The organism is Bariatricus sp. SGI.161, from assembly GCF_050313695.1.
Taxonomy (GTDB): domain Bacteria; phylum Bacillota; class Clostridia; order Lachnospirales; family Lachnospiraceae; genus JAFBIX01.
In genome coordinates this window covers 1-2,393 of record NZ_JBNPLX010000067.1, presented here as the reverse complement: position 1 = coordinate 2,393, position 2,393 = coordinate 1, and the positions used below count along the sequence as shown (strand labels likewise).

The window sequence follows — 2,393 nt, the reverse complement described above, 5'->3', positions numbered from 1 at the left end:
CACTCTGTATCAAGAAAGCGGTACTTAGACATTTTTCTTAGCCCCCTTTCTTCCTTTGTCGATAACAGCTGCATGCTCATCACGATAAGGATTGTCAGAGTTCATATTTAATACATGAGACATAAAGGTGAGTCTGCCAACTAAGGCTGCCACCATAGTCTTGTTTTCAAACATGCTTGTCCAATCAGAGAACTTAAGGTTTGTAGAAACGATAACACTCTGACGTTCTGCTCTGTCTGAAATGATCTTAAACAGAAGCTCCGACTGATGCAGGTTAAATGTAAGATAACTAAGCTCATCAATAATTAAAAGGTCAGCCTTTTCAAGCTGTTTCTCCAAACGCATCAGGCTTTTATTATCTTGTGCTTCTATAAGAGAGTTGGCTAGGTTAGCTGCAGTAAAGAAACGAACCTTCATACCGAGCTTGCAGGCATTAATTCCAAGAGCTATTGATAAATGTGTTTTACCGGTGCCGGGATTGCCTATCATAACGATGTTCTTGCGTTGCTTTATAAAATCACAGGTAGCAAGTTCATTCATATATGCTTCATCGATGTGCTCAAATCTGCTAAGCTCTAGCTCATCGTATGTTTTTAAATAAGGAAATTTAGCAACTTTAACAGCTCTATTCCTGGTGGCAGCCTGTCTGGCGTCATACTCATTTTTCATGACTTCAAGAAGGAAGTCTCCATAACCGGCTTTCTTATCAAGCTGCCTTACGATTTCCTCATAATTCCTAAATGTAGGTACCTTGAGGAGCTTTGCATAGAAATCAATGGATTCATTAATAAGCGTATTCATCAGCTCACCCCACATTTCTCATCGAATTTAGTGAGATCAGATGAATTGACATCGATGTCGCCACTTATCATTACTACATTGGTTTCTGGCTTTATATGTAGCTGACTACGTATGATATCAACGGTAGGAACTACACCTATTGGCAGAGAGTACTTGGCTTCAAGCACCTTCTCTTCACCGTAGTCTACACACAGACGCAGGAGTTTTACCATTTCTGCATTACCACCTGGAAGCTGTTTTCCCCAGTCGATTAATTCCTCTGCGACAGTTTCCCTTACAGGTTTAGCTTGGAATACACATCTTGGTTTACGCTCAAGTAAATCAATGTAATGTTCCAGACGATAAGCTGTTTTACCGCTACCATAGAGGCGGTCAAAGGTTGCAATCAGCTTGCCACGATAGAGTATAAGCACCTTGTCCGCGTAGCCTTTAACAGTAACAGTCTTTCGAAGGTATTTAATAGGCACAGAATAGTTATTCTTCTCAAATCTGACGGTAGAATAATCACCAACATCTGGTGTAGCTGTTCTGCTGGTATCATAGCGATAAGCAGGAATTGCGTGCAGGTAAGTCTTTTCAATACAATAAGCTTCTCGAACTGTATTTTCATGACTGGCAATCTTATGCTTATCTCTGTATGCAAGGCATTTTGTAAGCAGGTGCTCGTTAAGTTCTTCGATGCTCTTTGCTCGTGGAACTGGCACCATGAAATTCCTTCGGGAATAACCTACAAGATTTTCAACCAGGCCTTTTTCATTACCGCTGGCAATGTTACAAAAGTCAGTTTTAAAAGCGTAGTGGGCTGCAAAGGCTCTATATCCATCAGTGGCTACTGCATGTTTGCCAAAGCCTTCTTTAACAGCGACTTTTGCATTATCAAAGATTAGCCTGTTAGGAATGCCTCCAAAGTAATCAAACATTCTTTGCTGAGCTTCCAAAAATGCTTCAAGGTTTTGAGTTCGGAATAGCTGGACGAATATATCACAGCTATAGCATAAGCGTCCACAGAAGCTGTAGAGCTTGGTTCTTACACCATCTAGATATACAGTGCATTCGCCCCAATCTATCTGAATGGCATCGCCTGGATCATACTCAAGAGGCATATCAGCCTGAGCTGGAACATCCAGTTCTTTTTGAAGGTCATTAACAGCCTTACGTATGGTGGATTCACCACCAGTGAAACCCTGTTCTTCAACAAGCCTGTCATAGATACGTTTTGCAGTATGCTGTTGCTTTTTAAGACCTTCAGCTTCATCCTCCTTGAAACAACCGAGGATAAATTGTTCAACATCATCTGTAACGATGGTGTTGTCCCTGTGGTATTCCTTGCGTATACCAGGGATTGTGTCACCACTACAATACTTTTTGACAGTCTGTCTTGAGATTCCCAAAGTACGGGCAATCCAGCGAATAGACTTGCCATCATTGTAGTAAGACCTGATTTTGTAGTACATGTCCATTTCTACTATCACACCTTTCATCTCCTTTACGATTTATTAGGACTTAAAAATCATAAAGGTTTATTCCAAGGTGGTAAACTAATTCGATAGCGAAATGGCTAAAAGTGGTCAACTTTTATAATAGCGTTTACA

Annotated in this window: 2 protein-coding genes; both read right to left on the bottom strand. The window is 40.7% G+C overall.

The window, feature by feature from the left end; genetic code table 11:
• Nucleotides 1-24: 24 nt before the first annotated feature.
• On the bottom strand, nucleotides 25-801 hold the full coding sequence (gene istB, locus ACQRBH_RS17165; protein ID WP_427744970.1) for an IS21-like element helper ATPase IstB: 777 nt from the start codon (nucleotides 799-801) through the stop codon (nucleotides 25-27).
• Nucleotides 801-2,273, bottom strand: coding sequence for an IS21 family transposase (istA, locus tag ACQRBH_RS17160; RefSeq protein ID WP_154322949.1), 1,473 nt, complete (start codon nucleotides 2,271-2,273; stop codon nucleotides 801-803). Before istA ends, istB begins: the two co-directional genes overlap by 1 nt.
• Nucleotides 2,274-2,393 lie beyond the last annotated feature (120 nt).

Bases quoted from the DNA above. Each gene is read 5' to 3' on its own strand.
- istB (WP_427744970.1), bottom strand. From the start codon at position 801: ATGAATACGCTTATTAATGAATCCATTGATTTCTATGCAAAGCTCCTC.